Source organism: Mesorhizobium sp. HAY1-8B (assembly GCF_056868045.1).
This window is the reverse complement of the sequence record NZ_CP200321.1, coordinates 5,606,095-5,627,879: the sequence shown is the minus strand read 5'-3', so window position 1 is coordinate 5,627,879 and position 21,785 is coordinate 5,606,095. Positions and strand designations below refer to the sequence as shown.

Sequence of the window (21,785 nt, the reverse complement as noted above, 5' to 3'; positions counted from 1 at the left end):
CTTCGCTGTCGCTTCCTGCCCTTCGGGCGTTCAGCCCCTTAAAAAGCTCCACTGGACCTTTTGATCCGCCCGAAGGCGGACCGGGCCTTCACCGTTCGTTGTTCGGGAAGCCGGGCAATTGGCTTCCCGTCCATTATGCGAACCACTCTTCACACCAGCAGGTCCTCGATGCGGATCGGAAAGCGGCGAGGCCGCACGCCTGTCGCATGCCAGACCGCGTTGGCAACCGCGCCGGCCGTGCCGGTGACGCCGATTTCGCCGACGCCCTTGATGCCGAGCGCGTTGACGTAGGGGTCGTCCTCATGGACCAGGATCGCCTCGACCGACGGCACGTCGGCATTCACCGGGACATGGTATTCGGCGAGGTTGGCGTTCTGGATCCGGCCCGAGCGCCGGTCGGTGCTGGCTTCTTCATGCAGCGCGAAGGAGACCCCCCAGATCATGCCGCCATAGTACTGGCTGCGCACCAGCCTGGGATTGATGACCCGTCCGGCGGCGAAAGCGCCGACCAGCCTGGTGACGCGGATTTGCCCGAAATCCGGATCGACCTTGACTTCGGCGAACACGGCGCCGTGCGCATGCTTGGCATAGGTCTCCTGGGACGCCGGGTCCGGGGCGCCCTTGCCGCGGCCTTCGATCTCCGTGAGGCCGGCGCGCGTGAGGATCTCGGCATAGCTTTCGCCCCGGCTTTCATCGTCGCGCCGGTACAGCCAGCCGCCACGCGCCAGCACGCCTTCATTGCCGGCACCGAACAATGGCGAGGCCTCGTTGCCGGTGGCGAGATCGGCGAGCCTGGCGATGACGGCGGCGCCCGCATTGTGGATCGCCATGCCGGCCGTCGCCGTGTGGCCGGAGCCGCCGGCAATGCCCGCATTGGGCAGGTCGGAGCTGCCGGCCCTGAAATCGACCTGGTCGATGTCGAGCCCCAGCCCATCGGCGGCGATCTGGGCGAAGGCGGTCCAGGCGCCTTGCCCCATGTCCTGCGCGCCGGTCTCCATCAGGCCGCTGCCATCGGCCCTCAACACCGCACGCGCCTCGGCCTGGAACATCAGGGCCGGAAACGTCGCCGTACCCATGCCCCAGCCGGTGAGGAAACCGTCGGCGTCGCGCATCAACCGGGGCTGAAGCGGGCGGCTCGCCCAGCCGAATGCCTCAGCGGCTTGGCTGTAGCATTCGCGCAGCGCCTTGGAGGAAAACGGCTTGCCGGTCATCGGCTCGACCTCGGCATAGTTCCTCAGCCGGAATTCCAGCGGGTCGATGCCGCAGGCGTGAGCCGCCTCATCGATGGCGCTCTCCAGGGCTATCGAGCCGGTGGCTTCACCGGGTGCCCGCATGAACAGCGGCGTACCGGTGTCGAGCCGCACCGCCTCGTGCGAGGTGGCGATTGCCGGGCTGGCATAGAGTGTGTGGGAGGCATCCGCCGCCGGTTCGAAGAAATCGTCGAACGTGCTCGAAGCGGTCTTGGCGTGATGGTCGATCGCCGTCAGCCGGCCCTCGCCATCCATGCCCATGCGCAAGGTCTGGCGCGTCGGAGCACGGTGGCCGACCGGCCCATACATCTGCTCGCGCCGCAGCACCAGCTTGACCGGACGGCCAACGAGGCGCGCCGCCAGGATGCCCAGAACCTGCGGCCCCGAAATCATGCCTTTCGAACCGAAGCCGCCGCCGAGGAAAGGGCTGCGGATATGGATGTCTTGCGGCGCGATGCCGAACAGGCCGGCTATGCGGCCCTGGGCCATGGCAAGGCCCTGGCTCGGCGTGTCGATCGACAGCCTGCCGCCATCCCAGGCGGCGACGATCGCATGCGGTTCCATGGCGTTGTGGTACTGGGCAGGCGTCTCGTAGGTGGCTTCGATCCGCGTCGTTGCCGATTTGAGGCCGGCTTCGACATCGCCCTTGTGATGCACGGCCGGATTGCCGACGCCGACACCACGCGGCACGAAGCTTTCGGCACCGTCGAGACCGACGCGCGCCGGCAGCGCCTCATAGCGCGGCGAGAGCAGCGCCGCCCCCTCGGTCGCCGCCTCCAGCGTTTCGGCGATCACCACGGCGATGGTCTGGTTCGGGTAGCGGACCTGATCGTTCTGCAACAGGTCGAGCCGGAACATGAAGGGATTGTCCTTGGCATCCGCATCGATGGCGAGCGCCGGCCGGTTGCTGGGCGTCATCACCTCGACCACGCCCTTGTGCGCCTTGGCCGCTTCGATATCCAGCGCGGCAACGCGGCCGCGCGCGATGCTGGAGACGGCGAGCACGGCATAGAGCATGCCGGGCGGATGGTTGTCGGCCGCGTAGCGCGCGGCTCCGGTGACTTTCAGAAAGCCGTCGCGGCGGGTCAGCGGCTGTCCGATGCTGGAGCCTTGCCGCGCGTGGGCGGGTTGCTGGTTGAGTTCAAGCGTCATGGCGCACTCCGGGAATGGAGGAAAAGGGAGAGGCCGGAAGGGCCGGTATCCGCTCGGGCGTCCCCGCCAGGGCCGATATCAGCGCCCTGACCACGATGCGGCGGGCAAGCTCGATCTTGAACGCATTGTCGCCGGAGGGACTGGCGTCGGCCAAGGCCGCGTCCGCCGCGCTGGCGAAGGTCGCCTCGTTGGCATCCGCGCCAAGCAGCACGGCTTCCGCCGAGCGGGCACGCCACGGTTTGGCCGCGACGCCGCCCAGTGCCAGCCTCGCGGCGCGGATCTTGCCGCTGTCGACGACAAGTGCCGCTGCGGCCGAGACGACGGCGAAGGCATAGGAGGTGCGTTCGCGTACTTTCAGGTATCGGGCATTGGCGGCGAAGGCGGTTGCCTCGGCCGGCAGGCGCACCGCCACGATCAGGTCGCCGGGCTCCAGCACATTCTCCCGCTGCGGCGTTTCGCCGGGAAGCCGGTGGAATTCCTCCAGCGTCACATGGCGCCGGCCCTGCTTGCCCTCGATCTCGACCACGGCGTCGAACGCCACCAGCGGCACGCAGAAGTCCGAGGGATGGGTGGCGATGCAGGCATCGCTCCAGCCAAGCACGGCGTGCAGGCGGTTCTCGCCTCCCAGCGCGTCGCAGCCGGCGCCTGATACACGCTTGTTGCAGGCGCTGGCGGTGTCGTAAAAATAGCTGCAGCGCGTGCGCTGCAGGAGATTGCCGCCGACGGTGGCGGCGTTTCGAAGCTGCGCGGAGGCGCCCGACAGCAGCGCCTCGGCCACCGCCGGATAGGCCTTGGCGAATGCCGTGTCGTGGGCGAGATCGGCGTTGCGGACCAGCGCGCCGATGCGCAGGCTGCCATCGTCCAGCCGTTCGACGCGGTTGAGTTCCGGCAGCCGCGAGATGTCGACGATGCGCTCGGGGCTGGTGACGCCGCCTTTCATGAGGTCGAGCAGATTGGTGCCGCCGGCGAGATAGGCCGAACCCGGCTCGGCCGCCGCCGCGATGGCGTCGGGGATGGTGGCGGGCCTGATATAGTCGAAGTCCTTCATGCCGCGGTCCTCCGGTCGGCCTTGGCAAGCTGTTGCTGGGCTTCCAGGACGGCCTCGACGATGCCGCCATAGGCCGCGCAGCGGCATATGTTGCCGCTCAGCCCCTCGCGGATGCGCTCGGGATCGTCGCCGGCCTGTCCTTCGGCGATCAGGCCGAGCGTGCTCATGATCTGGCCCGGTGTGCAGAAACCGCATTGGAAGCCGTCATGGGCGATGAAGGCGGCCTGCACCGGATGCAGTTCCTCACCACGGGCGACGCCTTCAATGGTCAAGACATCGGCGCCGTCATGGCTGACCGCCAGCGCCAGGCAGGAGTTGATGCGATTGCCGTCGACCAGCACCGTGCAGGCGCCGCACTGGCCACGGTCGCAGCCCTTCTTGGTACCGGTGAGGTCAAGCCGCTCGCGCAGCAGGTCGAGCAGGGTTACGCGTGGATCGACTTCCAGTTCGTGTCGGTGTCCGTTGATGGTAAGCGTGATGGGAAGACTGGTCATGGGCGTCTGGCTCCAGTTTGCTTGACGCGGATGGGAGGTGAACTGGTGCCTTGCCGGGGAAGGGCAAGGTAACCTTTTGGTCAGGTGTTGGCGGAGATGACAGCGGATCTCCCGGGAGATAGGCGGGCAGGGGAGATGTCAGCTTGCAGGTTCGAAAGGCGTGACATAAGCGTTCCCCTTCTTATATGATGAAAGCACTCCACTAAATCGGAGGCGCCTCCGTTTATTACGTGGGGGCTGGCCCGGCCGGGTTCAAGCCCCCATATTTCGACCGTGGAGAAAAAATTGGCCGTTGAGCCGTCCGTCATCGCCGAAACGAAGACCGCCGCGGAAGCCAAGCCGCTGCGCGCGGACGCGCGACGCAACCGCGACCGGCTGGTCGAGGTGGCCGCATCGGTCTTCGCCGAACGCGGCATCGATGCCTCGCTGGAGGACATTGCGCGCCGCGCCGGTGTCGGCATCGGTACGCTCTACCGGCATTTCCCAACGCGCGAGCATCTGGTCGAGGTGGTCTACCGCCGCGAGGTGGAGGCGCTGTGCGCGGCCGCCGGCGAGCTTGCGGCAAAGCATCCGTCCGATGTCGCGCTGGAAGAATGGATGCGGCGCTTCGTCGACTACATCGCCACCAAGCGCGGCCTGGCAACCAGCCTGCGCATTCTGCTCACCACCAACTCGACGCTGTTTTCCGACACGTCGGGCAGGGTCTCCCAGGCCTTGCGTCAATTGGTCGAGGCTGCGGTGGCCGAGGGCACGATCCGGGGCGACGTCGATGCCTCCGATGTGCTGCATGCGCTGTCCGGCATTTACTCCGCACCCGATACGCCGGAGTGGCGCGACCGCTCGCGCCGGCTGGTCAAGCTCCTGATGGACGGCTTGCGGTTCGGGGCAAACAGCCCGCGTTGAGGAGCTGGATATCGGCCGCGTGACAACCATGCCTGTCCACGATCTTTGAGGGGAATCCGATGTATGTAGGCCGTTCCTACAAGCTGATCGACTTCGCGCTCTGGTCGCGGCGCAGCGTCATCTACATGGTGGTGGTGAGCGGGCTGGCCGTCGCGGCCTATCGTCTTCCCGGTATCGCCGGCTTCTCGGTGCCATGGTCGGTCGTGCTGGTGCTCGGCACCACCGTATCGCTTGTCGCGGGGTTCAAGAATTCGCAGGTGTTCACCCGCAGCGGTGAGGCGCTGCAGGCGTTCACGCAAATCACCGCCAGCAGCCGGGTGTGGTCCAATTTCTGCCGGGACTTCCTCGACGCGCCGACGGCCAGGCAGCTCATCTACCGCCATATCGCCTGGATGACGGCACTGCGCTTTTCGCTGCGGCGGCCGATGCCCTGGGAATCCATGGGGAAGGCCGCCAATATCGAATACCGGCGGCGCTACCGCATCCAGGAGGACAAGGGCTCGATCGCCGACGAATTGCGGCCGCTGCTGGCCGAACAGGCCGAGGCGGTGCTGAAATCGCCACAGCCGGCGCTGGCCCTGCTCGAAATGCAATCGGTCCAGGTCAACGCACTGTTCAAGGACGCCAGGATTCCTCCTCAGATCTATGTCGAACTGACGAAGCTGATCCGCGACTTCCACGATCAGCAGGCGCGCTGCGACCGCATCAAGAACAATCCCTATCCGAGGCAGTATGCCATCGTCAGTTCCATGTTCGTCATGATCTTCTGCACGCTGTTGCCGTTCGGCGTCGTTCCGGTCTTTGCCGACATGGGCAAACTTGGCGGCGTGCTCGGTACGCTCGGCATCTGGCTGACGATCCCGTTCAGCACGCTGCTGGGCTGGGCCTACATGTCTCTCGACCAGGTCGGCGAGAGCAGCGCCAACCCGTTCGAGGGCAGCGCCAACGACGTTCCGATCTCGCAGATATGCCGCGACATCGAGATCGAGCTGCGCGCCGGGCTTGGCGAGGCTGACCTCCCCAAGCCATTGCTGCCGGTCAACGACATCGCGACCTGAAGTGCTGGACCTGGCGCGGCTACGCCTTCGCTTCGACCAGGATCACCAGGGACTCCGGCACCACGCCATCGTGCGCCATGGCATCAGCGGCCGCCTTGCTCTGCATCAGCGCGGCCATCTTATCCATATCCGGCACATCCATCATCACGGCCACCCGTTTCGGGTTCTGCGGGTCGACGAAGGTGCGGATGTTCGTGATCCCCAGCGAGCCGAAAAGCTCCTTGCGCTTGGGTGAACCGAGCCAGTGCTTGCTGTCTTTCGAGATGTTGTGATGGCCGATTACGGTTGGCATGGCATCCTCCCCAGGGTGACGCCGGCGGTCGAAATCGCCCGCCTGCTGCTGCGATCCACCTGTACAAGGCACTGAGCGCCGTTTCGCATCGGCTGTCAATTAGCCATTGCTGATGGAGTGGCGGTGACGTGGAGTCACCGACAGATCAGGGCTGCGAACGGTGTGACGTGCATTCTACCCGTGCTTGTAGCCATGAATTGGAAGCCATTGCTGCTGGTCGACGATATTGCGACCCATGCGGGACTGACGCCTATTCCCAGACTGCTCGAGTGCCGACCGCGACGCCACCCCAGTCCTCAGGCGCGACGTCGGCAATCGACTGGGAGAACGTCCAGTGGTGGCCGGCGAGGTCGCGGCAAGTATACTGGCGCTCGCCATAGGGGTAGCTGGCCGGCGGGCTCAGGATCACGACACCGTGGCGCGCAACTCGCTTGTGATGGGCATCGACATCCTCGACACGCACCATCACCGCGAACGGCGCGCCGGCCTGTTCCGGTATCGGTTCGCCGTTCTTCGACCCGGTGACAACCACCGCTCCGTCGCCGAAGCCGAGCCGGTGGCGGTGGTTGCCGATGATCAGCCTCTGTTCGAACCCGAAAACCTGGCAGAGCCAGCGGCTGGCCGTCTCGACGTCGGGATAGGACAGCACGGGTATGACCGCGCTCGCGGGCATGGAGCGATTGGCGATCATGTCATTCTCCGTGGCCTTCCGCGCGGGGCATCCAGGACGGATTTCTCCGCTTCAACTATAGGGCGACCAGCATTGCTGGCGAGGCCCGTTATAAGGCTGGTAGCTGTTGTCCCAAGCGCGGTAGGAGACGTACCGGTCATAGCACCAGCGCACATGCGCCGCTTCCAGCCGGACGGCAGGAGGCGCCGGCAATGGCGCGGCGGACCCGGCCGCGACGCCGGCGGCAAAGGCAGCGGCGGGGAACCAGTAACCGTTGTAATAGCGGTAGCCGGGCCGCATGCGCACATAGCCGCGATAGCCATTGTAGTAGTATCCGCCGCCGACGACGTAGAAACCGCGCCGAAACCAGACTGGTGTCGGCGCGGTGGTGACCGACGCCGGGGCAGAAGCCGGCACGACCGGCAAGGCCTCGGCCGGCGAGGCCAGCACCGAGGCGCCAATCATCAAACCGCAAAACGCTGTAAGTGTCCGTTTCATCATGTCTCTCCTGTGAGGGGTGTTAAGGGGATCACTGGCGTCTGAGCGCCCGCAGTTCGGAGATCGAAAGCGCGCCGTCGCCGTTGGTGTCCGCCCGCAGCAACCGGTCTGGAATGAAGGCGGCAAACTCGTCGCGCGAAATCCTGCCGTCGCCATTGCGGTCGATGCGGCCGGCCTGGGCCTGGAAGCCGCCGAATTGGGCGGCCTGGAAGTCGCGCTTCGACTTCACCGCTTCCACCGCCGCGCGCACTTCGCCCGCGTCGAGCAAACCATTGTGGTTGGCATCCATCCGGTCGAACATCCGCGCTCGCGCGGCCTGGATTTCGCTGAATTCGAGCTTGCGGTCGCCGTTGGTGTCTATGCGCCGGAAGAGTTCCTTGGCACTGCCGTCCGCCGCACAGGCGCTTCCCGCGCCAAGCAGCAGGCCGGCAAAGGCCATGACTATCTTGTTCATGCTGGTCTCCGCATTGGGTCGGATGGTCCGCCGCGGACCGTCCTTGCAGAGCCTTCTACGCGGCGCCTTCCGTGCCCCTACGCGGCGCGAGGTCATTTTTTTTCAAGGTGGTGCAGGCGTAACGGCCTACCCCGCCGCGACAGGGATTGGCAGGTCCGGCAAAGAATCCTCCGCGTCGAGCGTAGGGCTTGGCCCCGTGCTGCGTATCGGTCAGCAGTCGCCCCCCGACTAGACACGAAAGGACCACCATCATGAAACGCTCTGCACTCATTGCGGGCCTGCTCATCGGGCTTACGCCGCTCTTTGCGGCGCAGGCACAGGACATGCCCGGCCAGCGCATTCTGCAACGGATCGACACCAATGGAGACGGCGCCATCTCCAAGGATGAGATGACGGCCGCCCGCGAGCGCTTGTTCAGGAAGCTCGACCGCAATGGCGATGGCGTCATCGACGAGAAGGAGATGGAGAGTGCCCGCCAGGCGATCAAGGATCGCGCCGAGGTGGCGCAGGCGCGGCTCGGCAGCCGCTGGCGGCGCATGGACGCCAATGGCGACGGCAAGGTCTCCGAGCAGGAATTCGCCAGCAGCATGCCTTTGTTCGACCTCGCGGACCGGGATGGTGACGGCAAGATTTCGGCCGACGAGATCGCCTCCGTCCGCAAGCTGATCGCCGAGCACGCCAACTGATGATCGGCAGCGATCATTCCCTTTACAAAACAAGGAGTACGACATGTTGTCTTCGGTAAAGATTCCGATTTTCTGTCTCGGTGCGATGCTTATCTGGTCGACCGCTTCGCCGGCTTCGGCCGAGGAATGGCAGCGTCCGACCGCGCACGGCGGCGAGATCAGCCGAAGCGTCAGCAAGGACGGCAATGTCTACACCGGCTCGACCACCCGCACCGGCCCCAATGGCGGCACCTATACGTCGAGCTCCAAGTGCATTGCAGGCGTTGTTGACCGCTGCGCCAGAAGCTATTCTGGCACCGGGCCGAAGGGGCAGACCTACTCTGGCAAGCGTGTATCGGCGGGCGGGGTGTTTCGGGGCCGTTCGGCAGGCAGCTTCACCGGCCCGAACGGCAACACGGTCCACGGCTTCCGCCGCTGGCGGCGCTGACATCTGATGTGATGGATTTGAACCCGAAATTCGTTTCTGTGCTCCTCCTGATCGATGCGAATTTCGGATTCGCCGAACCAGCAGTCTCGTCCGTGGATGCGCGCCGCCGTGCGACATGAGGAACCCCGCGGTGACGATGAGCTTCTGGCGCGCATCGCCGCGGGCAGCCAAAGCGCGCTGTCCGAGCTCATCGCCCGCCATGGCCGTGGGCTGCGAATGTTCGCGGCGCGGTATCTCGGCAATGCCGGCGACGCCGAGGATGTGGTGCAGGAGGTATTCGTGGCCGTCTGGAAACAGGCCACGCGGTTCGATCCGGCCAAGGGGCGGGCTTCGACCTGGCTCTATCGGATCACCGCCAACCGGTGCATTGACCAGCGTCGACGCAGGGCGCTACGCAGTTTCATCGGGCTGGACGACATAAAGGAAGAGGTCGCGTCGCCGGAGGCGGATGCCGAAGTGACGACAGCGGCGCGGCAGGAACTGGCGATCGTGCGCGACGGGCTCTCGCGCCTGCCGGAACGGCAGCGCATGGCGGTGCTGCTGAGGGCGGTCGGCGACCTCGATATCGCCGCGATCGCCGAAGTGATGGGCAGCAGCATCGGCTCGGCCGAGCAATTGCTGGTGCGCGGACGGCGCGCGCTCAGGGATCATTTGGCAATGGCGGCCGTGGGCCGTGAAAGGAAGTCCTCATGACACGGGACGAATTCGAACGAAACAGGCGCCGCTTCGGCGACAGGGTCGAGGCATGGCCGGCGCCCTTCCGCCAGCAGGCGCTGACCTTGCTGGCGGCGGAGTGGAAGGACGATCCGGATGCCGTGCTCGATCGTCTTGTGCTCGAGGCGGCGCTGACCGATGGCGACGACCAGGCGCTGGCGCGCAAGGTGCTGGCCCGTATCGACAGCGGTAGTGTTCCGGCGCGCTCGTCTTTCCTGCCGCGCTTCCTTTTGAGCCCGGCCGGGTTCGCGGCCTGCGCCGCCGCCGCGCTCGTTGCGGCGACGCTGGCAGGCTACCAGCTGGCACGGCTTCAGGACGATCTGTCTGATACGGAGCTGCTGGCGCTGGCGTCCGGTTCGTCGCTGGCCGAAGGCCGCGGTATCGTGGCCGATCCAGAAGGGGAGGGCTCGCTTTGAAGCGCTCCTGGATATGGACGGCGACCCTGGTGCTGCTTGCTCTTTCGCTGGCCGTCAACTTCTTCCTGGTCGGTTATGCCATGCATGGCCTGCGGCAAGGCGCGGCGACGCGTGTGCTGTTGTCGGAGATTGCCAGCAGCTATCCGCCCGAGGTGAGGAAGGAGTTCCGTGGCATTCTGCGCGACAACCGCGCGCGCACCTTCCAGGCTCTGCGCGACCTGCGTAGCGCGCGCGCCACCCTGGCGGCGGCACAAACAGCCAAACCCTTTGACGAAACGGCGGCGAAGGACGCGATGGCGGCTGTGCGCAGCGCAACGACCAACCTTCAGGCGACCATGCAGGACTATCTCCTGACCGCGCTGAAGAATGTCAACGCCAGGCCCGCCGCGGGAGGTTGAGCCGCGGCGGCCCTACTGGCGGCACAATTGTCGCCGACCCATGTCGGTATCCAACCGGCTTGCGATCGCGAAGATGGAATAATGCGGCACGACAGGCTTGTCCTAACCCTGCTTTGGCGCGAGTTCTCGGCTGGTCTGCGCTCGATGCGCCGCCGCGACCTTGCCTGGATCGTGGCTGGCGGTGGGGCGTTGCTCGCCTACGCCATTGCCGACATCGTCGTCGCACTGCATGCGGCCGCCGCCACGTTGCGGCAAGCGCAGGTGTTGTGGATGGCCGGCCTGCCGGCGGTACTGCTTTGCCTTGGCGGCTTCGCCGGCAGTGCGGTCGCAAGACTTTGCCTGTCACGCGCATTCGCGCCGTTCCTGAAAGCATTTCCGCTCTCCCTCTTCGAGCGGCGGCGCATGGCCGCGGTAGCGGCATGTGCGCTGGGCGTTCCCATTGCCTTCATCGTCGCGGTGGCCGCGGGCCTCGGCTGTTTCGTCATCGCAAAGCCGCTTGCGTCGGTCTGGGGTGTCGGTGCCGCGATGCTGTTTGGCACCGGCTTTGGCGCCGCGGCCGGGCTGCGACTGCGGAGCGCTCGCGACCTGATCCACTCCGGCAACACCGAGCCGGCGGGCGATCGCGGCGGGCGCAAGCCCTCGCTCGGCGCCTTCGATCGTTCGACGCCGGCCTGGCTCTCGAGCTGGGCCTGGGACCTGCCGGCCGGCCGCGTAAGGCTTTCATGGCGGCTGATGGGCGCGGCCATGCTGCTCGGTCTCGTGGCGGTCGTTGCGGCCTCCATCAGTTTCGTTCGCCATGATGCCGTGCCGGCGGCCATGGCCGGGCTGGCCGGCGGCGTTCTCGTCTTCATGCTGAGCGCGCGCTTCCACCCGCTCGGCTCGCCGGTGCTGCGCACGGCTCCGCTCGGCTTCGTCAGGGCCTGGTTGCGCCTGGCGCGGCTGCCGCTGCAACTGTCGCTCGCCTTCTTTCTCCTGCCGGCGGGTGCTGCCCTGGCGGCGGAGCCGTCGGCCTGGGCGATGCCGATCGCCAGCGGCTTCTGGCTGCTGGCGCTGAACGGCGCCTATGCGGTGTTTGCCGCCTATTTCATGAGCGCGCCGTTCGTCGCCGCGCTGAGCTTTCTCAGTGCCATCGCCTACACCAGCTACGAGTTGCTCGAATATGGGCGCACGGTGCTGATCGGCTTTGCCGCCCTTGTCCTGTTCCTGTGGCACCGGGCGCAACGGAGATACCGCCATGGATAGCAGCGCCGACCCTGCCGAGATACTCGCGGTTCGCGGTCTCAGCGCCGGCTATGGGGGCCGCCCGGTCGTCCGCAGTGCCGACCTGTCGCTCGGCCGTGGTGACATCCTTGGCCTGCTTGGCGCCAACGGCTCGGGCAAATCCACTTTGCTGAGAGCAATCAGCGGTCAGATCCGGCCGCTCGCGGGCAGCGTGGCGATCAACGGCGTCGACCTTGCCGGCGCACCGGAGCGCGCCAAGTCAGGCTTCGGCCTTGCCGTGGATCCATCCGAACTGCCGGCAGCACTGAGCGGGTGGCAATATCTCCAGCTCGTCGCCTCGATCCGCGGCTGCGCCGAAGACGACTGGCCTGGCGTCAATGTCGCCGATCGGCTCGGGCTCAAGCGCTGGATCGACCGGCCTATCGGCGAATATTCGCTGGGCACGCGGGCCAAGATCGCCATTGCCGCGGCTCTGCTTGGTGCGCCGCCGCTGCTGATCTTCGACGAGTCCCTGAACGGCCTTGATCCGCTTGCCGCCTTCGAGGTGAAGCGCATCATCCAGGCCCTGGCTTCGACCGGCCGCCATGCCATCATCATCTCCACCCATGTCGTGGATTCCGTGCCTGGCCTGTGCAACCGCGTCCTGCTTCTGGCCGAGGGCCGCATCGCGCGTGACTGGAATGCACGGCAGCTGGCCGAGGTGGGGCGCGTGCCTGGCGCTTTCGAAGCCGAAGTCATGCGGGCGCTGACGGTCCAGGCGGCTGACGGATGAAGGCACGTCGAGGCGTGAATCTGCCGCAGGCTCAAAGCTCCAGGCAAACCTTGCCGAAGTGCTTTCGCGCTCCCGTAATGCGTGAAGGCGGCGGCAATGTCGCGCAGCAGGAAGCGGCGGTCGATGACGGGCTTCAAGCTGTTTGATCGCTATCGCGCGGATCATGTCCTCCTGGTCCGCCCGGCTGCCGCCGCCGACGGCGATCACTTCACCCGCGCCGTCGGACAGCGGCACGCGGCCGTCGGCGAGCGGTGTCCTGCCTTGCACCGCGAAATCGTCGCGCATGTTCAACGAACAGGCGCGTATCCTGACCGGCACGTCGCCCCGCCCCCCTCCGGCCGCGGCGGATCCTTCTCGACCAGTTCGAGCCTGTCCAGGCCACCCCGCGCCCTCAGCCCGACCAGCTTCATTGTCTTCTCCGACGTGTGGATGTCTTGATATGGCGACAGCGAGCCAGGTCTACCGGACCTGCCGGCCGGAAATCATCCTGAGCCAGGGTGCGAGATGGAAGGCGCTCATCAGGAGGTACATGGCCGCCATGCCGGTCAGCGGCGAGCCGCCCATGCACAGCATGGCTGCGTCGCCACCTTGAAGACACGAGAGCAGGGCCATCAGGGCGAAGGTCGGTGCCGCCGCGAGACACAGCCAGTCGGCGATACCAAGGGAGGCGGTATTTTCGGGGGTCGCGCCGCCGGTGCCGGAATGGATGTCGGTCATGGTCCTTTTTTCCCTGATGATCATGCCAGTGACGAGGCCAGGGCTTGGGTTCCTCGCCCCACGGTGTGGGGAAGAGGAACCCAGGCTGGATGGGGCGTCGATCCACCGGTCCTATTGTTCGCCCTTGTCGCGGAAGGCGGCTTCGCCTGCGGCGGACACTTCGGCCCATTTCTTGTCGGCCCCGGCTTCGTAATTGTCGTGCCAGTTCCACCAGCTGTAGAGCGGCGTCTGGGGATAGCCTTCGGGCGAGTCCTCCCAGACCTCCTGGCGACCGAGCGGGGTGGCGTCGAGGTAGCTCCAGACCGTGCCCATCGCCTCGTCGCCGCGGCTGTTGATGAAATAGGTGCGGAAGACGCGGTCGCCGTCATGGATGAAGACGTTGTGGCCATGCCATTCGTCGACACCGAAGTCTTTGTCGAAGCTGTCGGTGATGGTGTACCAGGGCATTTCCCAGCCCATCCGCGTCTTCAGCCGCGCAATGTCGGCCTGCGGGGCGCGCGAGGCGTAGGCGAGCGTGGTGTCGCGGGCGTTGAGATGGGCGAGGTGGCCGACCTGGTCGGCGCCGAGCGAGCAACCGCGGCAGGCGTGATCGGGCCAGCCATAGACACCGGGCTCGAAGAAGGCGCGATAGACGATCAGCTGGCGGCGGCCTTCGAACAGGTCGAGCAGGCTTGCCTTGCCGTTGGGGCCCTCGAACACATAGGCCTTGTCCACTTCCATCCACGGCATGCGCCGGCGTTCGGCGGCCAGCGCGTCCTTGGCGCGCAGCGTCGCTTTCTCCTTCACCAGCATCTTTTCGCGCGCGGTGTCCCATTCCTGCCTCGAAACGATCGGCGGGGTCTTCATCGTCATGTGCTTGGTCATTGATCTTCTCCTTTGCCAGTCATGGGGCCGCCGCGGCCTGTGATCGCCCGGGGATCCTGAGCCAGGGTGGGGCGGTGAGGGACGGGTGTTGCAAAAGCGGTCGGATCCGCATCGTCCGGTCCGGCGCAGCAGGGGTGACGTCGGGCATGCCCGGCGCCGTCCTTCGATGCGTCGAGAGCAAGGTCGGTTGAGACAGTCATTGCGTTCTCCTTGGTGCGCCGCCCGTTGCCGATGCGGCTTGCTGCCTGGCCGTGGTGACTTAAGTTAGGGCGGTGCTTCGCGAAGGTGGGAGTTACAAGTGTGACGGGATTTGAATGGACTCGCTGATCACGGCGGCGGCACTTGCGCTGGCGGCGGGTGATCCGCTCGGCGCGCTCGACCGCGTCGCGCTGCGCGAAGATGCGCCGGCGCTGGCGCTGCGCGGCATTGCCATGGCGCAGCTCGGCGACTTCGACCGCGCCAAGCTTTTGTTGCGGCGCGCGGCCCGCGCGTTCAGCCCGAAAGAAGCCGTCGCGCGCGCCAGATGCGTCGTCGCCGAGGCCGAGATCGCGCTGGTCTCGCGCGATCTGGGCTGGCCCGCCAAGGCGCTCGACGCGGCGCGGACCGCTCTGGAGAAGCATGGCGACCGGCTGAACGCGGCGCATGCAGGCCAACTCAAGGTTCGGCGCCTGTTGCTGATCGGCCGCCTCGACGAGGCCGAACATGTGCTGGCGGGGCTTGACCCGACGCCGCTGCCGCCGGCCGCGAGGGCCGCCCATGAGCTCGCTGTCGCCGGCATCGCCATGCGGCGCCTCAGGATCCGGCCGGCGCGCGCGGCGCTGGAATGGGCACGCAACGCCGCCCGCCAGGCCGGCATTCCAGGCCTCATGGCGGAGGTCGCCAGCGCATCGCTGGCGCTCGAAACACCGGCGGCGCGGCTGATCACGCAAGGTGCGGAGCGGCCGCTGCTGCTCGAAGAGGTCGAGGCGCTGCAGGCATCGCCGGCGCTGGTCATCGACGCCATTCGCCATGTCGTGCGCGCCGGCGCCAGCACCGTCTCGCTGGCGAGCCGGCCGGTGCTGTTCGCGCTGGCGCGCGCGCTCGCCCAAGCGTGGCCCGGGGATGTATCGCGCCAGGATCTCGTGGCGCGGGCCTTCGGCGGCAAGCACGCCGATGAATCGCACCGCGCGCGCCTGCGTGTCGAGATCGGCCGGCTGCGCGCCGAGCTTGCCGCGCTGACGGATATCAGCGCCACCAAGCGCGGCTTCACGCTGGCGCCGCGCCAGGCGCGCGCGGTGATGGTGCTGGCGCGGCCGATCGAGGAACGGCACGCGGCGGTGCTGGCCTTGCTCGCCGACGGCGAGGCCTGGTCGAGCTCGGCGCTGGCGCTGGCGCTCGGCACTGGCCAGCGCAGCGTACAGCGGGCGCTCGAGCCGCTTGCCGAGGCCGGCAAGGTACAGTCCTTCGGCCATGGCCGGGCGCGTCGCTGGATGACGCCGCCAGTGGCCGGATTCACGACCACCTTGTTACTCCCGGCGCCGCTGCCGAACGGCTAAGGTGTGGCGATATTCAGGTGAGGCCGGCCTGCAAATGGCGGCCTGACCCGGATTTCGACACCTTGGATGACGACCATGAGGATCAAGACATGAAACATTCAGCGGCCGAAATCCTGCGCGAATACGGACCCTTTTCCGGGGTGGAGCGGGTGCATGGGGTGAGCTTCGACGGCGAGAACGTCTGGTTCGCCTCGGGCGACAGGCTGAACGCCTTCGATCCGGAAAGCGGGCAGGCGCTGCGTTCGATCGACGTCGCGGCGCATGCCGGCACCGCCTATGACGGGCAGCATTTCTTCCAGCTCGCCAATGATCGCATCCAGAAGATCGATCCCGATACAGGCAAGGTGGTCGCCACGATCCCGGCGCCGGGCGGCGGCCGCGATTCCGGGTTGACCTGGGCCGAAGGCACGCTTTGGGTGGGGCAGTACCGGGAACGCAAGATCCACCAGATCGATCCCGAGACCGGACAAATCCTGCGCACGATCGAATCCAACCGCTTCGTCACCGGGGTGACGTGGGTGGACGGCGAGCTGTGGCATGCCACCTGGGAAGGCGACGAGAGCGATCTGCGCCGCGTCGACCCACAGACCGGCAAGGTCCTGGAGAGGCTCGACATGCCTGATGGCATCGGCGTCTCGGGGCTGGAATCCGATGGCGGCGACCGCCTCTTCTGCGGCAGCACATCCTCTGGGGTGGTGCGGGCGGTGCGTCGGCCGAGATGAGACGGTTCTCCTGACAGGGGCATCAGGGCTGGCAGCCCGCGTTTGCGAATTTGTCCACCGGTGACTGGCCGTCGCCCCAGTGCGCGCCTAGATAGGCTGCGTTGGGCGACCGCCCGGACATCTCTTCGCAAAGGAACCGACCATGCCCGAACAGATCACGCTGAACGACGGCGCCACCATTCCCCAGCTTGGCCTTGGCGTCTGGCAGGTCGATCGTGACATCACGGCTGATGTGGTGGGCTGGGCGATCAAGGCCGGCTACCGGCTGATCGACACTGCCGAGGGCTACCAGAACGAGGAGGGCGTCGGCGAGGCGATCCGCGCCGCCGGCGTGCCGAGAAGCGAGCTCTTCATCACCTCGAAACTGCGCAACGGCGCGCATCAGCGCGATGCGGCCCTTCGCGCTTTCGACGATACGATGAAGAAGCTCGGCATCGAGCAGCTCGACCTGTTCCTGATCCACTGGCCGGTACCCAGCCAGGACAAATATGTCGAGGCCTGGAAGACGCTTGTCGAATTGAAGCAGGCGGGGCGGATCAAGTCGATCGGTGTCTCGAATTTCAACCAGGATCATCTGGAGCGTATTATCGGCGAGACCAGCGTAGTCCCCGTGGTCAACCAGATCGAACTGCATCCCCGTTTCCAGCAGCGCGAGCTCAGGCATTTCCATGCCCGCTACGGCATCCACGCCGAAAGCTGGAGCCCGCTGGGCAGCGGCCGGCTGCTCACCGACCCGACGATTGCCGGGATTGCGGGGAAGCACGGCAAGTCGGCCGCGCAGACCATCATCCGCTGGCATCTTCAGGAGGGCTTGATCGTCATCCCGAAGTCGATCCACCAGGATCGCATCGCGGCCAATTTCGACGTCTTCGATTTCGAGCTGGACGAGCAGGACCTGAAGACGATCGCAGGCATGGATTCGGCCGATGGACGCGACGGACCGAACCCGGCCACGGCGGCATTCTTGTTTTGAGCTAGTCCGGCAGATCGACCAGCACGGCGCCGCCTTCCAAGCGCGCTGCGTAGCTCTTGAGATTGATGCAGGGCGGGAGGCGTTTGGCTGCGCCGGTGCGATAGTCGAAGGCGCCGCCGTGCTTGGGGCATTCGACCTCGTAGTCCATCACCAGCCCGTCGGCGAGGTGGACCGCCTCATGGGTGCACAGCCCGTCGGTGCAGAACACTTCGTCGTCGGGCGAGCGGAAGATGGCGTAGGTCCGGCCGCCATGATCGAAACGGCGCGCGCCCTCCTGTTCGATGTCGTCGAGGCCGCAGGCCTTGATCCAACTGGACATTTTGCTTCCTTCTTTGTCGCATGATGTGAGCGTTCCGGCTGGCGCCGTCTACTGGCTGCCTGGTCGGGCCGGGGTCAGTTGGCGGCGTTGGCGCGCGCCTTCTTCTTCTCGTAGCGAGCCTGCATGCGGGCCTCACCTTCCTTGCCGCCGTCGTGGAAAGTGCCCAACCATCGGTCGAACGGGATGAGACCGTCGCCGTAGTTCACCTCGAAATATTTGTGGTGGAGGTAGTGGATGTAGGCATGGCTATCGACGCTGGCCTTCTCGCCCAGCTCGATCTTGTCGAAGCCGACATGGCCGGGAATGGCGCCGAAGCCGGCATAATTCAGTTGGTAGAGCGCCAGGATCGGGTTGGACGGAATGACGAGGTGCCAGAGCGCCACGCCGAGGTAGCCGAACTGCTCGACCGGGTGCATCGCCAGCGACGACCACGGCGACGGGTTGACCGAATTGTGGTGTACCGAATGCACCCATTTGTAGAGCGGCGGCCAGTGGATCGCGCGGTGCAGCAGGAAGAAATGCGTCTCGTGGATGATCGGCACCGCCAGCGCCAGGCAGAAGAGGTAGACCGGGTGCGAAGTGAAGGTCAGCCACGGCACATAGCCATTGGCGTAGGCGTAGAGAATGCCGACCTCTATCGCCGTCCAGATCGGCATGCCGGTGCCGAAGGTGCGCAGCATGTTGTCGAGGTTCTGGTTCTGGAAGAAGAACGCCTTGCTCTTCTGCTCCGACGGCCATTTGCCGTTGTATTTGAATCGGTTGCCCTGGCTTCTCAAGATGTAGAGTTGGAGTTCGAAGACACCGAAGAACACAAGCAATGCCGCGCAGTTGACGAGGAACAGCCGCAGGATCCAGCCCCAGCCAAGCGTCTTCATCACCTCGACATCGGGCAGCACGAAGTGCCACCAGGCGACCGCCGAGAGCGCGAAAAGGAGATTGTAGGGCAGGAAATAGTGCGGCAGCCATTTCAGGAACGCCAGCGGTTGCGGCGGGAAGGTAAAGAGCGGCGCCGTGCCGGCAGGCTCGTTCGGCGCCCAGTCGCCGCGCTTGTTGCGTGTGCCGTATTTCAGATCGTCCATGGCGGCCTCACAAGGTGCTGGTTCACAAGGATTGGGAGAGGGTGAGAAAGCGGTCGTAGGCGGCATCGTCCATGTCCACCTGGTGCCTGGCCTCGGGGTAAAGGCCATCTGCCACGTCGCGACCAAAGGCGCGGAAGGCGGCGATGCGCTTTTCCTGCAGTTCGGCTTCCAGCGTGACGAAGTCGGCGTAACGCCTGGCGTGGCGCGGATAGTGGCCGGTATGAGTGCCGAGCACGTCAGAGGAAAACAGATACTGCGTGTCGCAGGCGCTGCCGCAACCCATGCCCATGGTGATCAGCGGCGTCGAGCGGGTGATGTGCTCGGCAAGCCTGACCGGCACCACCTCGACCTCGATACAGGCCGCGCCGGCGTTTTCCAAATCCTTGGCGGCGCGCAGCACCGTGATCGCTTCTTCGGCTGATTTGCCGATGGCGCGGAAATTGGTCCAGGTGGCGCGGTTGGGCACCAGGCCGACATGGCCGGTGACGGGAATGCCCTCGACCGCCATGGCTTCGATGAAGCGCGGCGAATGCGATGAATAGACCGCATCGGCGCCGCGCTTCATCATCGCGAAGCCGAGCCGCACCGCCTCATCAGGCGAGGCGACCGCGCCGTGCGGCATCCCCACGGAGAGGAAGGCGAAGGGTGCTGCCTGGCGAATGGCTTCGAGATTGTGGTCGGGTTCGCAGGACAGGATGACAATGTCGCTGGCGACAGCGGCGCCGGCCTCGGCCGGGGTGTCGACATGCAGCTGCAGCCATTTCTTGCTACCCTTGGCGCCTTGCAAGTCGTGTACCGTCAGCCGTCTTGTCACCAGTGATCCTCCCATTTGCGAGAGGCGTAGCATCGCGGCCGGCGGAAGGCCGCTTGTTCCTTGATCAAATCAGATCAAAGGTTCTCGGCGGTGAAGGTGATGAAGCGGATCGGCGGGTTGTCGATTGGCAGATCGTGCAGGCCAAGCCGGGCCATGATGAGATCGATGGCGCGGCGCGCTTGCGCTTCCGGCGCCTGGTCGAGCACGACGTCCATGGTCCCCGCGCGCAGGGCAGCACCGCTGCGCTCGGTGAGTTCATGGCCGACGAAGAAAATCTCGTGGCGGCGCGGATGGCGAGCCAGCACCTCGTTCAGCGAGCCGTTGCCACCGCCGGCGTTGTAGAAGCCGGCGAGATCGGGGCGCTGGCCCAGCACATCGACGAGAAGGTCGGCGCTGCGGCGCCCTTCGTCATGGCCAAACAGCACCTCGGCGAAGGTGAGGTCGGCGCGCGGGTGCTCGGCAAGATAATCGGAAAAGCCGCGGATGCGGTCGCGGTGCACCTGGTAGATCTGGCTGTGGCAGAGCGCGACGATGCTACCACTGCCCATCTGCATGCGGCTAATCAACTGCGCGGCCATGCGGCCGGCGGCGTAATTGTCGATGCCGACATAATCGGCCTTCGAGCCGGCGATGCGGGTCACCACCTGGACCGTCGGCACGCCTTGCCCTTCGACTTCGGCCAGCGCCGCACGGATCAGCGGATCGTCCGGCACCGCCAGGATCAGCCCGCCACGGCGCATGCCGGGCTCGCGGATGCGCCGGGCGATGGCCGTGGCGTCGCCTTCGTCGAGGAAGGTCCGGTGCACGGCGACCGTGCGGTCGAGCGTGGCGGCGATGCGCTCGAAGGCACGGGACAGGCGGGAGAAAAAGGTCGAGTCCGGCCGCACCAGGATGACCTCGATGCGGATGATGCCGCGATGCGCTTCGGGAAGCCGGCGCGGATAATCGAGCGAGCGCGCGGCGGCGACCACCTTCTCCACCGTCTCGGGTCGCACGCCGCCCCTGCCGTTGAGAACGCGCTCGACCGTCGCGGTGCCGACGCCGGCGCGGCGGGCAATGGCGGCGAAGGTCGGCTTGGTGATGGCGGGCTCCTGATCTGATTTGATCAGGGAGATATCATATCTTGCTGGGAACCCTCAAATCCCCGACCCATCCAACTGCTGGGCATCCTCACCTTCCCAGGGCGCCGGCAGCGAGCCGCCGCGGCTGAGGTTGGCCGAGGGCAGGGGCATCCAGCACTTCAGCTCGGGGTCGGCGTATTCGACGACGCGGCCGGGCGAGGAATCCGACGCCCGCCAGCCTTCGCCGGCGAACTGGTCGCCGCGCGACCAATAGGCGAGATCGACTTCGGCCGGTCCCTGCTCGGAGGGACGGACCGTGACCAGGATGCGGCTGCCGTCCTTGGGCGCTGTCGACATGTGGCGCCACCGTTCGGGCTCGTCCATCGCATTTCCTCCTGCCTTTGGTGCGAGAGGAAGTGTCGCCTCGCCATCGGGGCCGGTCAACCCAAACTTTGTCGGATTGCACCGTCCACTTTCGTCCTTGGTCTGGCGATGTTCGCCAGGACAAGGAGAGGCATTCATGAGTGACAAGGTCGAGCTGGTGCCGGCCGCGGGCGAAATGAAACTGTATTTCAGCCGCAATCCCAATCCGCGCCTGGCGGTCGCGGTGGCGCGTCACCTCAAGGCGCGGGTGACTTTCGAATTCGCCTCACCGTTCGCGCCAGGGCAGGCCGACAAGTATCGTCCGCTCAATCCCAATCTTTCCATCCCGATACTGGCATGGCCGGGCGGCAGCCTGTGGGAGACCGACGCCATCGCCTGCCGTCTGTCGCGTGATGTCGGGTCGGATTTCTGGCGCACCGGCGATGACGAGCCCGACATGATCCGCTGGATAAGCTGGGGCAAGGAGAATTTCGCCAGGGCCTGCGACATGGTGCATTTCGAGCGTGGCACCAAGCAGCGCTATCATCTGGGCCCAATCGATCATCAACTGGTCGAGGAGGGGTTGAGTCTGTTCCACAAGATGGCGGCGATCCTTCAGGGCGCACTTGGGGGCCAGCAATGGCTGGTCGGGGATCGGGTCTCCTATGCCGACTTCCGCATGGCAACGTTCCTGCCTTTCAACGATGTCGCCGGCCTGCCGCTCGGTGATTATCCCGTGCTTGCCGGGTGGTATCGCCGGCTTGAAGGCATCGAGCCCTGGCGCGATCCGTTCAGAGGTCTGGATGCACCTCAGCTGCCGCCGGTGCAGCCTGGCTGAGGCACGGCGCGGAATGGCGACCAAGCTGATGCGAGGACGAAGGCTTC

28 protein-coding genes are annotated in these 21,785 nt (G+C 66.0%); 14 read left to right on the top strand and 14 right to left on the bottom strand.

Annotated features, from left to right (window positions below; translation table 11 throughout):
• Positions 1 to 149 precede the first annotated feature (149 nt).
• The 3 genes from AC1VON_RS27040 to AC1VON_RS27030 are packed head-to-tail and all read right to left on the bottom strand — an operon-like array spanning position 150 to position 3,944.
• Positions 150 to 2,402 carry a xanthine dehydrogenase family protein molybdopterin-binding subunit gene (locus AC1VON_RS27040; protein WP_483125468.1) on the bottom strand — a complete coding sequence of 751 codons (2,253 nt, stop codon included), beginning with the start codon at positions 2,400 to 2,402 and terminating at the stop codon, positions 150 to 152.
• Positions 2,392 to 3,450 carry an FAD binding domain-containing protein gene (locus tag AC1VON_RS27035; protein WP_483125467.1) on the bottom strand — a complete coding sequence of 353 codons (1,059 nt, stop codon included), beginning with the start codon at positions 3,448 to 3,450 and terminating at the stop codon, positions 2,392 to 2,394. The genes AC1VON_RS27040 and AC1VON_RS27035 overlap by 11 nt, the downstream gene beginning before the upstream one ends.
• A complete protein-coding gene (locus AC1VON_RS27030) occupies positions 3,447 to 3,944 on the bottom strand; it encodes a (2Fe-2S)-binding protein (protein WP_172349533.1) in 498 nt (165 codons plus the stop codon). The genes AC1VON_RS27035 and AC1VON_RS27030 overlap by 4 nt, the downstream gene beginning before the upstream one ends.
• A gap of 285 nt (positions 3,945 to 4,229) precedes the next feature.
• On the opposite strand from AC1VON_RS27030, the gene AC1VON_RS27025 reads away from it, so the two are divergent.
• A complete protein-coding gene (locus AC1VON_RS27025; RefSeq protein WP_483125466.1) occupies positions 4,230 to 4,847 on the top strand; it encodes a TetR/AcrR family transcriptional regulator in 618 nt (205 codons plus the stop codon).
• A 59-nt stretch (positions 4,848 to 4,906) separates the two neighbouring features.
• The gene (locus AC1VON_RS27020) at positions 4,907 to 5,905 is read left to right on the top strand and encodes a bestrophin family protein (RefSeq protein ID WP_483125465.1); all 999 of its coding nucleotides are present in this window, start codon (positions 4,907 to 4,909) and stop codon (positions 5,903 to 5,905) included.
• 19 nt (positions 5,906 to 5,924) lie between these two features.
• Here the strand turns inward: AC1VON_RS27020 and AC1VON_RS27015 are convergent, their stop codons facing one another.
• From AC1VON_RS27015 to AC1VON_RS27000, 4 genes are all read right to left on the bottom strand, one after another.
• On the bottom strand, positions 5,925 to 6,197 hold the full coding sequence (locus tag AC1VON_RS27015) for a hypothetical protein (protein ID WP_483125464.1): 273 nt from the start codon (positions 6,195 to 6,197) through the stop codon (positions 5,925 to 5,927).
• 250 nt (positions 6,198 to 6,447) lie between these two features.
• Positions 6,448 to 6,888 carry a VOC family protein gene (locus tag AC1VON_RS27010; protein ID WP_483125463.1) on the bottom strand — a complete coding sequence of 147 codons (441 nt, stop codon included), beginning with the start codon at positions 6,886 to 6,888 and terminating at the stop codon, positions 6,448 to 6,450.
• A gap of 51 nt (positions 6,889 to 6,939) precedes the next feature.
• Positions 6,940 to 7,368, bottom strand: coding sequence for a BA14K family protein (locus tag AC1VON_RS27005; RefSeq protein WP_483125462.1), 429 nt, complete (start codon positions 7,366 to 7,368; stop codon positions 6,940 to 6,942).
• Between the two features lie 28 nt (positions 7,369 to 7,396).
• Positions 7,397 to 7,819, bottom strand: a complete 423-nt coding sequence (locus tag AC1VON_RS27000; protein WP_483125461.1) for an EF-hand domain-containing protein — start codon at positions 7,817 to 7,819, stop codon at positions 7,397 to 7,399.
• A gap of 251 nt (positions 7,820 to 8,070) precedes the next feature.
• Here AC1VON_RS27000 and AC1VON_RS26995 point away from each other — a divergent pair, with 251 nt between their 5' ends.
• From AC1VON_RS26995 to AC1VON_RS26960, 8 genes are all read left to right on the top strand, one after another.
• Positions 8,071 to 8,505: an EF-hand domain-containing protein gene (locus tag AC1VON_RS26995; protein WP_172349540.1), complete on the top strand. Its 435-nt coding sequence runs from the start codon at positions 8,071 to 8,073 to the stop codon at positions 8,503 to 8,505.
• A 43-nt stretch (positions 8,506 to 8,548) separates the two neighbouring features.
• Positions 8,549 to 8,932, top strand: a complete 384-nt coding sequence (locus AC1VON_RS26990) for a hypothetical protein (protein ID WP_483125460.1) — start codon at positions 8,549 to 8,551, stop codon at positions 8,930 to 8,932.
• Positions 8,933 to 9,028: 96 nt separating this feature from the next.
• Positions 9,029 to 9,625, top strand: coding sequence for an RNA polymerase sigma factor (locus AC1VON_RS26985; protein WP_483125459.1), 597 nt, complete (start codon positions 9,029 to 9,031; stop codon positions 9,623 to 9,625).
• Entirely contained in the window at positions 9,622 to 10,062 is a 441-nt protein-coding gene (locus tag AC1VON_RS26980; protein WP_483125458.1) for a hypothetical protein, read from the top strand. Before AC1VON_RS26985 ends, AC1VON_RS26980 begins: the two co-directional genes overlap by 4 nt.
• Positions 10,059 to 10,460: a periplasmic heavy metal sensor gene (locus AC1VON_RS26975; RefSeq protein WP_172349544.1), complete on the top strand. Its 402-nt coding sequence runs from the start codon at positions 10,059 to 10,061 to the stop codon at positions 10,458 to 10,460. The genes AC1VON_RS26980 and AC1VON_RS26975 overlap by 4 nt, the downstream gene beginning before the upstream one ends.
• 81 nt (positions 10,461 to 10,541) lie before the next feature.
• Positions 10,542 to 11,702: a hypothetical protein gene (locus tag AC1VON_RS26970; protein ID WP_483125457.1), complete on the top strand. Its 1,161-nt coding sequence runs from the start codon at positions 10,542 to 10,544 to the stop codon at positions 11,700 to 11,702.
• Positions 11,695 to 12,453 (top strand): ATP-binding cassette domain-containing protein, encoded by a 759-nt coding sequence (locus AC1VON_RS26965; RefSeq protein WP_483125456.1) that lies wholly within the window; start codon positions 11,695 to 11,697, stop codon positions 12,451 to 12,453. Before AC1VON_RS26970 ends, AC1VON_RS26965 begins: the two co-directional genes overlap by 8 nt.
• Positions 12,454 to 12,576: 123 nt before the next feature.
• Positions 12,577 to 12,891: a hypothetical protein gene (locus AC1VON_RS26960; RefSeq protein ID WP_483125455.1), complete on the top strand. Its 315-nt coding sequence runs from the start codon at positions 12,577 to 12,579 to the stop codon at positions 12,889 to 12,891.
• A 21-nt stretch (positions 12,892 to 12,912) separates the two neighbouring features.
• Here the strand turns inward: AC1VON_RS26960 and AC1VON_RS26955 are convergent, their stop codons facing one another.
• Together AC1VON_RS26955 and AC1VON_RS26950 are read right to left on the bottom strand one after the other, a co-directional pair.
• A complete protein-coding gene (locus AC1VON_RS26955) occupies positions 12,913 to 13,170 on the bottom strand; it encodes a hypothetical protein (protein WP_483125454.1) in 258 nt (85 codons plus the stop codon).
• A gap of 111 nt (positions 13,171 to 13,281) precedes the next feature.
• Positions 13,282 to 14,034 (bottom strand): DUF899 domain-containing protein, encoded by a 753-nt coding sequence (locus AC1VON_RS26950; protein ID WP_172349549.1) that lies wholly within the window; start codon positions 14,032 to 14,034, stop codon positions 13,282 to 13,284.
• Positions 14,035 to 14,348: 314 nt separating this feature from the next.
• Between AC1VON_RS26950 and AC1VON_RS26945 the strand changes: the two genes are divergently transcribed.
• The 3 genes from AC1VON_RS26945 (at position 14,349) to AC1VON_RS26935 (ending at position 17,264) form a co-directional block, all read left to right on the top strand.
• Positions 14,349 to 15,569 carry a helix-turn-helix domain-containing protein gene (locus AC1VON_RS26945; RefSeq protein ID WP_483125453.1) on the top strand — a complete coding sequence of 407 codons (1,221 nt, stop codon included), beginning with the start codon at positions 14,349 to 14,351 and terminating at the stop codon, positions 15,567 to 15,569.
• 89 nt (positions 15,570 to 15,658) lie between these two features.
• Positions 15,659 to 16,291, top strand: coding sequence for a Vgb family protein (locus AC1VON_RS26940; protein WP_483125452.1), 633 nt, complete (start codon positions 15,659 to 15,661; stop codon positions 16,289 to 16,291).
• Positions 16,292 to 16,433: 142 nt separating this feature from the next.
• Positions 16,434 to 17,264, top strand: a complete 831-nt coding sequence (locus AC1VON_RS26935) for an aldo/keto reductase (protein ID WP_172349552.1) — start codon at positions 16,434 to 16,436, stop codon at positions 17,262 to 17,264.
• Position 17,265: 1 nt separating this feature from the next.
• On the opposite strand, the gene AC1VON_RS26930 is transcribed toward AC1VON_RS26935, so the two are convergent.
• The 5 genes from AC1VON_RS26930 to AC1VON_RS26910 form a co-directional block, all read right to left on the bottom strand.
• Complete coding sequence (locus AC1VON_RS26930) at positions 17,266 to 17,583, bottom strand: MocE family 2Fe-2S type ferredoxin (protein WP_172349553.1); 318 nt, start codon at positions 17,581 to 17,583, stop codon at positions 17,266 to 17,268.
• A 74-nt stretch (positions 17,584 to 17,657) separates the two neighbouring features.
• Positions 17,658 to 18,662, bottom strand: a complete 1,005-nt coding sequence (locus tag AC1VON_RS26925) for a sterol desaturase family protein (RefSeq protein WP_483125451.1) — start codon at positions 18,660 to 18,662, stop codon at positions 17,658 to 17,660.
• Between the two features lie 22 nt (positions 18,663 to 18,684).
• Entirely contained in the window at positions 18,685 to 19,476 is a 792-nt protein-coding gene (locus tag AC1VON_RS26920; RefSeq protein WP_483125450.1) for a 3-methyl-2-oxobutanoate hydroxymethyltransferase, read from the bottom strand.
• 74 nt (positions 19,477 to 19,550) lie between these two features.
• Positions 19,551 to 20,558, bottom strand: coding sequence for a LacI family DNA-binding transcriptional regulator (locus AC1VON_RS26915; protein WP_483126387.1), 1,008 nt, complete (start codon positions 20,556 to 20,558; stop codon positions 19,551 to 19,553).
• Positions 20,559 to 20,612: 54 nt separating this feature from the next.
• Positions 20,613 to 20,921, bottom strand: a complete 309-nt coding sequence (locus AC1VON_RS26910; RefSeq protein WP_172349556.1) for a hypothetical protein — start codon at positions 20,919 to 20,921, stop codon at positions 20,613 to 20,615.
• A 175-nt stretch (positions 20,922 to 21,096) separates the two neighbouring features.
• Between AC1VON_RS26910 and AC1VON_RS26905 the strand changes: the two genes are divergently transcribed.
• Positions 21,097 to 21,738, top strand: coding sequence for a glutathione S-transferase family protein (locus AC1VON_RS26905; RefSeq protein ID WP_483126386.1), 642 nt, complete (start codon positions 21,097 to 21,099; stop codon positions 21,736 to 21,738).
• The last annotated feature ends 47 nt before the right edge of the window (positions 21,739 to 21,785 follow it).